The sequence below is a fragment of the Streptomyces sp. NPDC049837 genome, from assembly GCF_040674455.1.
Taxonomy (GTDB): Bacteria; Actinomycetota; Actinomycetes; order Streptomycetales; family Streptomycetaceae; genus Streptomyces.
The window spans coordinates 581,392-588,825 of the sequence record NZ_JBFAMP010000005.1 but is presented as its reverse complement, the minus strand read 5'-3'; the positions used below and the strand labels follow the sequence as shown (position 1 = coordinate 588,825).

7 protein-coding genes and 1 rRNA gene are annotated in these 7,434 nt (G+C 72.2%); 2 read left to right on the top strand and 6 right to left on the bottom strand.

Features of this window, described 5'->3' with window-relative positions; all coding sequences use genetic code 11:
• Window positions 1-87, top strand: a 5S ribosomal RNA gene (gene rrf, locus AB0J57_RS17690); the annotation flags it as partial.
• A 50-nt stretch (window positions 88-137) separates the two neighbouring features.
• Here rrf and AB0J57_RS17685 read toward each other — a convergent pair.
• From AB0J57_RS17685 to AB0J57_RS17670, 4 genes are read right to left on the bottom strand one after another with little or no spacing between them, the layout of a single operon-like run.
• Window positions 138-812: a response regulator transcription factor gene (locus tag AB0J57_RS17685; RefSeq protein WP_366129078.1), complete on the bottom strand. Its 675-nt coding sequence runs from the start codon at window positions 810-812 to the stop codon at window positions 138-140.
• On the bottom strand, window positions 809-2,026 hold the full coding sequence (locus AB0J57_RS17680; protein WP_366129077.1) for a sensor histidine kinase: 1,218 nt from the start codon (window positions 2,024-2,026) through the stop codon (window positions 809-811). The genes AB0J57_RS17685 and AB0J57_RS17680 overlap by 4 nt, the downstream gene beginning before the upstream one ends.
• A 25-nt stretch (window positions 2,027-2,051) precedes the next feature.
• Window positions 2,052-2,828, bottom strand: coding sequence for an ABC transporter permease (locus AB0J57_RS17675; protein ID WP_366129076.1), 777 nt, complete (start codon window positions 2,826-2,828; stop codon window positions 2,052-2,054).
• Window positions 2,825-3,736 carry an ATP-binding cassette domain-containing protein gene (locus tag AB0J57_RS17670; protein ID WP_366129075.1) on the bottom strand — a complete coding sequence of 304 codons (912 nt, stop codon included), beginning with the start codon at window positions 3,734-3,736 and terminating at the stop codon, window positions 2,825-2,827. Before AB0J57_RS17670 ends, AB0J57_RS17675 begins: the two co-directional genes overlap by 4 nt.
• A gap of 147 nt (window positions 3,737-3,883) precedes the next feature.
• Between AB0J57_RS17670 and AB0J57_RS17665 the strand changes: the two genes are divergently transcribed.
• On the top strand, window positions 3,884-4,450 hold the full coding sequence (locus tag AB0J57_RS17665; protein ID WP_366129074.1) for a GNAT family N-acetyltransferase: 567 nt from the start codon (window positions 3,884-3,886) through the stop codon (window positions 4,448-4,450).
• Here AB0J57_RS17665 and AB0J57_RS17660 read toward each other — a convergent pair.
• Window positions 4,440-6,020: a type IV secretory system conjugative DNA transfer family protein gene (locus tag AB0J57_RS17660; protein WP_366129072.1), complete on the bottom strand. Its 1,581-nt coding sequence runs from the start codon at window positions 6,018-6,020 to the stop codon at window positions 4,440-4,442. The genes AB0J57_RS17665 and AB0J57_RS17660 overlap by 11 nt on opposite strands.
• A gap of 1 nt (window position 6,021) precedes the next feature.
• Window positions 6,022-7,431, bottom strand: a complete 1,410-nt coding sequence (locus AB0J57_RS17655) for an ATP-binding protein (RefSeq protein WP_366129071.1) — start codon at window positions 7,429-7,431, stop codon at window positions 6,022-6,024.
• Window positions 7,432-7,434 lie beyond the last annotated feature (3 nt).

The window sequence follows — 7,434 nt, the reverse complement described above, 5'->3', positions numbered from 1 at the left end:
GGTTACATTCCGAACCCGGAAGCTAAGCCTTTCAGCGCCGATGGTACTGCAGGGGGGACCCTGTGGGAGAGTAGGACGCCGCCGAACAATTATTGTGGGGAAGCCCCGCACCTTATGGTGCGGGGCTTTTCTGCGTTCTAGGAAGGACTCACCAGGCGTGTGTCATACGCCAGGATGACCGCCTGGACGCGGTCTCGCGCGCCCGTCTTGGCGAGGATGCGGCTCACGTGTGTCTTCACCGTCGACTCGGCGAGATGGAGGCGCTCGGCGATTTCCGTGTTCGTCCAGCCCTGGCCGATGACCGTGAGGATTTCCCGTTCCCGGTCGGTGAGCCGGGCCAGCCGAGGGTCCAGGGCGACCGGGGCGACCGGGGCGCCGGGGGTGGGCGGGAGATGGTGGACGTAGGCGTCGAGGAGGCGGCGCGTGAGGCCGGGGGCGACGACCGCGTCGCCGCTCGCGACCGCGCGGATGCCCGAGAGGAGCTCGCCGGGCAGGGCGTCCTTGACGAGGAAGCCGCTTGCTCCGGCGCGGAGGCCCTCGTACGCGTACTCGTCGAGGTCGAAGGTCGTGAGGATCAGGACCCGGGTGCGGTCGCCGGTGGCGACGATGCGGCGGGTGGCGTCGATGCCGTCCATGCCCGGCATGCGGATGTCCATGAGGGCGACGTCCGGGTGGAACTGGGCGGCCAGGCGTACCGCGTCAGTGCCGTTGCCGGCCTCGCCGACGATCGTCATGTCGTCCTGGCTCTCCAGCAACATGCGGAAGCCGAGGCGTTGCAGGGGTTGGTCGTCGACGATGAGCACGGTGGTCACTGGGGGCTGTCCTTCGGTATGTGCAGGTGGACGTGCCAGCCGCCGGGCGGCTGGGGCAGGGGGCCGGCGTGGAGGGTGCCGTTGTAGAGGGCGGTGCGTTCACGCATGCCGGTGAGGCCCCGGCCTCTTCCGGTCTCGGGGCCGCCGTGGCCGGTGTCGGTCACCGTGACGGTGACGCCGTCCTCGTAGACGAGGTCCACGGTGGCGGTGGCGGTCGGGCCGGCGTGCTTGAGGGTGTTGGTGAGGGCTTCCTGGATCACGCGGTAGACGGTGAGCTGTTGCCCGGCCGGGAGGGCGTCCGGGGTGCCGTGGGTGGTGAGGCGGACCGGGAGGCCGGCGGCCCGGACGCCGTTCAGAAGGTGGTCCAGGTCGGTGAGGGTGGGCTGCGGGGAGCGGTCGGGGGCGGTGCCGGGAAGCTCGTCGCGGAGGACGTCCAGGAGGCGGCGCAGCTCCGTGAGGGCCTGGCGGCTGGTGGTGGCGATGGCGCCGAGGGCTTGGGCGGCCCGCTCGGGGGACTTGGCCGCCGCGTAGGCGCCGCCGTCGGCGAGGCCCGTGATGACGGACAGGTTGTGGCCGATGATGTCGTGCATCTCCCGGGCGATGCGGGTGCGTTCGGCGGCCGCGGCCAGCCTCGCCTGCTGGTCGCGTTCGATCTCCAGGCGGTGGGCGCGCTCCACCAGGGAGGCGGTGTACTCCTGGCGGGTGCGGACGACGATGCCCAGCAGCGTGACGAGCGTGAAGGTCCACAGGGACGGCACGATCTGCTGGTCCCAACTGCCCCGCGGGTAGCGGATCGCGGCCAGGAGGTTGGGGACCGTCACCAGGGCGGCGGCCCACCACAGGGTCTTCGGCGGCAGCCGCAGCGCGATGTTGAAGACGACGATGTGGACGATGAGGCCGGCCTGGAGCATCGCGCCCGTCCAGCCGCTGGCCAGGATGACCGGGGCCATGACCGCGAGGACGCGCACGGGGTGGCTGCGGCGCCACAGCAGGGGAACGGTGAAGCCGAGGCTCATGGTGAGGATGAGCCACTGCGGTACGTCGGTGTTCCGGGCGATGTTGCGCCATCCGCCGCCCGCGTCGACCAGCGCGGCCACCATGAAGAATCCGGTCAGCAAAAGGTCCCAGGCCACCGGGTGGTGCCGGTCGAAGTCCCGGACGCGCTGCACCGCGCCCTGGACGAGCGCGGTGAGCGGCTGCTGCGGCGTGGTCATCCGGTCATCCTCGTACGGGAAGTGCTCATACGTCCCGGCGTTTCAGCAGCAGCGCCGCCGTGCCGAGGGACGCGCCCGCCCAGAGGCACAGGGCGAGGAGCGCTTCGCCCGGGGCGGCGGCCCCGGGGAGCGGGGTGGCGGAGCCGAGGGCGCCGAACGCCTGGGTGGGGAAGTAGGTGATGGCGGTGTCTACGGCTTCGTACGGGAGCATCGTCAGGATTTCCGGCACGATCATCACGCCGCCGACGAAGGCGCCGATGCCGCCGGGGATGGAGCGGAGCGAGGCGCCGAGGCCGAGGGCGATCAGGCTGATGAGGGTGAGGCCGGCGGAGTTGCCGGCGATGGCGCGGAACACGCCCGGGTCGGTGAGGGAGGCCGCCTGGTCGGTGTCGGAGAGGAAGAGCTGGGCGGCGAGGAAGGTGACCAGGGCGGTGGTGAGGCTGAGCGTGAACACCGTCGCCGCGAAGACCGCCGCCTTGGCCCACAGGACGGGCGAGCGGCGCGGTACGGCGGTGAGCGAGGCGCGGATCATGCCGGTCGCGTACTCGCCCGCGGTGACGAGGATGCCGAGGACCGCGAGGCAGATCTGGGACAGCATCGTGCCGTAGAGGGCGAGGACGACCGTGTCGATGTCGGAGTCGCCGCCGCCGGCCGTGTACGTCGCGCCCATGGTGAGGCCGACGCCGAGGACCAGGACGCTGGCGGAGAGAGCGGTGATCCATGTCGAGCGCAGTGTCCACAGCTTGTGCCACTCGGAGCGCAGCACGCGGACCGGGGTCACTGCGAAGGTGTGGGTCGTCATGCGGCGGCTCCCGTGTATTCGACCGCGTCATGGGTGAGGTCCATGAAGGCCTGCTCCAGGGAGGCGGTCTGCGGCGTCAGTTCATGGAGGGGGATGGCGTGGGCGGCGGCCACGCGGCCGATGTGCGGGGCCTCCACGCCACGGATGTGCAGCGTGTCGGGGGCGTCGGAGGTCAGCTCGGCCCCAGGTGACGAGGCGAGGAGGGCGCGCAGTTCGTGCGCCCGTGGCGTGACCACCTTGACGCTCGCCGCGCCCTTGTCCCGTACGAGGTCGGCGACCGTCGTGTCGGCGAGGAGGCGGCCCCGGCCGATGACGATCAAGTGGTCGGCGGTGAGGGCCATCTCGCTCATCAGGTGGGAGGAGACGAGGACCGTACGGCCCTCGGCGGCCAGCGACTTGAGGAGCGTACGGATCCACAGCACGCCGTCCGGGTCGAGGCCGTTGACCGGCTCGTCGAGGATGACGGTGGCCGGGTCGCCGAGGAGGGCGGACGCGATACCGAGGCGTTGGCCCATGCCGAGGCTGAAGCCCTTGACGCGCTTGTGGGCCACGTCGGTCAGGCCGGTCATGGCCAGGACGTCGGTGACGCGGCCGCGCGGGATGCCGTGGGTGTGGGCCAGCGCCATCAGGTGGTTGAAGGCGGTGCGGCCGGGGTGGATCGAGCGGGCCTCCAGCAGCGCGCCGACCTGGGTGAGGGGCGCGGGGTGGGTGGCGTACGCGCGGCCGCCGATGGTGGCGCGGCCCCGGGTGGGGGCGTCCAGGCCGAGCAGCATGCGCATGGTGGTGGACTTTCCGGCGCCGTTGGGGCCGAGGAATCCCGTGACGGTGCCGGGGCGGACGGTGAAGGTCAGGTCCTGGACGACGGTTCGGCCGCCGTACCGCTTGGTGAGTTCGTGGGCGCGGATCATGCCGTCGACGCTACGGAGCGGGGCGCGGGCGGGCGTCCGACCGGGGACGGGAGGTGGGGGAGGGGCGTAGTACCGGGGTACGACGCGGAGGCGTGGCCTCACGGAATTGCGTTGACCGGCGCGGCGGTGGCACTGGACGATCTGGTCATGGAACACGTGATACGCCCCGTGCGCGCCGACGAGTGGCGCAAGGCCCGCGAGATCCGGCTCGCCGCCCTCCAGGACCCGGCCGCGCCCCTCGCCTTCCTCGACACGTACGAGGCGGCCGCCGCGCGGCCCGACGAGCACTGGCAGGAGCGGACCGCCGGGGCGGCGGAGCACAGCGACAGCGCGCACCAGTTCGTCGCCGAGGCGCCGGACGGGTCGTGGGACGGCACGGTGACCGTGCTCGTGGAGCGCCCGGGCGGGGAGGTCCGGTTCGGTGAGGCGCCGGTGGTCGACCAGACGCACGTGGTCGGCGTGTACGTACGGCCCGGGGCGCGGGGCGCCGGGCTGGCCGACGCGCTGTTCCGGGCGGCCGTGGAGTGGTCCTGGTCGCTGCCCGGCGAGCCCGTCCAGCGCGTACGGCTCTATGTGCACGAGCGGAACGGGCGGGCCGAGGCCTTCTACCGGAAGGCGGGTTTCGTGCCGACCGGGGAGAGCATGCCCGTGGAGGGGGACGCCAGCGGGGCGCGCGAGGTGGAGTTCGAGGTACGGCGGCCCGTCACGGTGTGAGCGGCCGGTCCGGCCAGCGGGCGCGGCCCTGTTCGGCCGAGCGGAGCAGGACGTGGGCCGGCAGGCCCTGTTCGTGGCCGTCCGCCAGCAGTTCCGGGAGACGGGGCAGCGGGGCCACGGCCGCGACGTCGTCGAGGACGAGCGTGAGTGGTGGGTCGAGCCGACCGTCGGATGACCGTGCGGCCATGCGGCGGCCGTGCTCGACCACGTCTGAGGCGAGCGCGGTCAGCAGGGGCATCGCGCCCGGGTGGGTCCTCGGGTCTTCGATCGGTTCACCCACCACATAAAGGGTGCCCCCTTCGGCGATGAATGATTCCAGCGCCAGCGAATCCGTTCGATTCGGTGTGCACGCCTCGCGGATGTGGACCGAGGACAGCGATGACAGCGCCCGTACGGTCAACTCCTGGGCGACCTCGCGCCGTTCCGGGTACGCCGTGAGGGCCGATTCGAGCAGGCCCGCGTGGCTGTTGGTGGCCTTGGGGTGCGTACGGAGTATGCGTACCGGCTCGTGGGCGCCGTTGTTCTGCGCCCAGCGCTGGACCTGCTTGAAGGGGCGTCCGTCCACGGCGGCGGCGTGCAGCCAGCAGCGGAGCAGCGTTTCGGCGGTGTCGGCGACGGCGGCGTCCATCCGGGCCCGGGGGCGTACGGGCGCGAGCAGCGCGGCGGCCCGGGCGGCGGCCGTGCCGGTGTCCTCGCAGCCGTGGGTGGGGGACCAGTGCAGCCGGGCGGGCGTGTCGCACAGGTGGCCGGGGTCGTAGACGAGGACGGGGCCGAGCTTGGCGCGGGCGTCCTTGGTGTCGGCCCACACCGTCGGGTCGGACGTGACGACCAGGGCGGGGCCGTCGGCCTCCTCGATGGCCTGGCGGGCGACGGGGTGGCGGGCGGCGGCGTTGCCGTACAGGAGCCGGGGGGCGGGGGCGGGCTCCGGGGCGGGCTGCGGCCCGGGGGTGGGGTCCGGGACGGGGGTGGGCTGCTGCTGCGGGGCCGGGTGCGGGTGTGAGGCCGGCTGTGGGGCCGGGTGCGGGTGAGCGCTCGGTTGAGGCGCGGGGGCGGGCGCCGATGCGGGGGCCGGCGCGTTCTGCCCCACCGCGTCGGGCAGGCCCTGGGACGGCGCCGGCGCCTGGACGGGCACCTGCACCAGGCCCCGCCGCACCGCGCCAGCGCCAGCGCCCGTGCCCGCACCCGTCGCCTGGGCCGCCCGTGCCTTCCCCGCCGCGCGTACCGCACGCCAGCGGGCCAGCGTGCCGAGCACGAAGACGGCCAGCACCACCAGCACCAGCAGCTCGCCGATGAACAGGCCCCAGAACAGCCCGTACCCCGACAACTGCCCCGCCGGTGTGGCCGGCCACGCCCCGGCCAGGTCGTGCGGCTGCGAGACCAGGCTCCGTATCGCCAGCGGGGCCTGAGAGAACGTCACCCCGTCCGGCCACGCGCCGTGCGCGAACAGCCCCGCCAGCCCGGTCGCCGTCCACACCAGCAGCGTCACGCCCAGCAGGAAGCCCAGCAGTCCCACCAGCAGTCCGTCGGGGATGCCGCGTTCCGCACCACGTGCCTCGGTCCTGCGGTCCATGTCACGCCACCGTCGACTGGGAGGACTCGTTCATCTGCTGCTCGATGAGGGCCGCACGCTGCTCCGCCTCCCATTCCGCGGCCTGGATGTCCTCCGGCACGTCCGGGGCGGAGGACTCCGTCATCGCCCGGTCGGTGTAGACCAGCGGCCGTTCGGCCTCCGTGACCAGATGTTTGACCACCTGGACATTGCCGTTGACGTCCCAGACCGCGATGCCGGGCGTGAGCGTGGGGATGATCTCCACCGCCCAGCGCGGCAGCCCTAGCACCCGGCCTGTCGCCCGTGCCTCGTCGGCCTTCTGGGCGTAGATCGTCCGTGTGGAGGCCATCTTCAGGATGGCCGCCGCTTCCCGCGCGGCCGCCCCGTCCACGACGTCGGAGAGGTGGTGCACCACCGCCACGAACGACAGACCGAGCCGTCGCCCGAACTTCAGCAGCCGCTGGAAGAGCTGAGCGACGAACGGGCTGTTGATGATGTGCCACGCCTCCTCCACCAGGAAGATGCGCTTCTTGCGGTCCGGCCGGATCCAGGTGTGCTCCAGCCACACCCCGACGATCGCCATCAGGATCGGCATCGCGATCGAGTTGCGGTCGATGTGGGACAGGTCGAAGACGATGAGTGGGGCGTCCAGGTCGATGCCGACGGTCGTCGGGCCGTCGAACATGCCCCGCAGGTCACCGTCGACCAGCCGGTCCAGGACCAGGGCGACGTCCAGGCCCCAGGCCCGTACGTCGTCTATGTCGACGTTCATCGCGGCCGCCGACTCCGCCTCCGGGTGACGGAGCTGCTCGACGATGTCGGTGAGGACGGGCTGCCGGTCGGTGATGCTCTCGTTGACGTACGCGTGCGCGACCTTCAGCGCGAAGCCCGACCGCTCGTCCAGGCCGTGCCCCATCGCGACCTCGATGATCGTCCGGAGCAGCGCGAGCTGACCGGTGGTGGTGATCGCCGGGTCGAGCGGGTTGAGCCGGATGCCGTCGTCGAGGGCGGCCATGGGGTCGAGGCGGATGGGAGTTATCCCCAACTGCTGCGCGATCAGGTTCCACTCGCCGACCCCGTCCTCGCCCTGGGCGTCGAGGACGACGACCTGGCGGTCGCGGAAGCGGAGTTGGCGCAGGACGTACGTCTTCTCCAGCGCCGACTTGCCGTTGCCGGACTCGCCGAGGACCAGCCAGTGGGGGGCCGGGAGCTGCTGCCCGTACAACTGGAAGGGGTCGTAGACGTACCCCTTGCCGCTGTACACCTCGCGCCCGATGATCACGCCGGAGTCGCCGAGGCCGGGCGCGGCGGTCGGCAGGTAGACGGCCTGGGCCTGGCCGGTCGACGTACGGACGGGAAGCCGGGTCGTCTCGACCTTCCCGAAGAGGAAGGAGGTGAAGGCCTCGGTGAGGACTGACAGCGGATCTCGCATCAG

What these genes read in the sequence shown, in the direction of transcription:
- AB0J57_RS17680 (WP_366129077.1), bottom strand. Translation starts at nt 2,026, where the DNA reads ATGACCACGCCGCAGCAGCCGCTCACCGCGCTCGTCCAGGGCGCGGTG.
- AB0J57_RS17675 (WP_366129076.1), bottom strand. Translation starts at nt 2,828, where the DNA reads ATGACGACCCACACCTTCGCAGTGACCCCGGTCCGCGTGCTGCGCTCC.
- AB0J57_RS17670 (WP_366129075.1), bottom strand. Translation starts at nt 3,736, where the DNA reads ATGATCCGCGCCCACGAACTCACCAAGCGGTACGGCGGCCGAACCGTC.
- AB0J57_RS17665 (WP_366129074.1), top strand. Translation starts at nt 3,884, where the DNA reads ATGGAACACGTGATACGCCCCGTGCGCGCCGACGAGTGGCGCAAGGCC.
- AB0J57_RS17660 (WP_366129072.1), bottom strand. Translation starts at nt 6,020, where the DNA reads ATGGACCGCAGGACCGAGGCACGTGGTGCGGAACGCGGCATCCCCGAC.
- AB0J57_RS17655 (WP_366129071.1), bottom strand. Translation starts at nt 7,431, where the DNA reads ATGCGAGATCCGCTGTCAGTCCTCACCGAGGCCTTCACCTCCTTCCTC.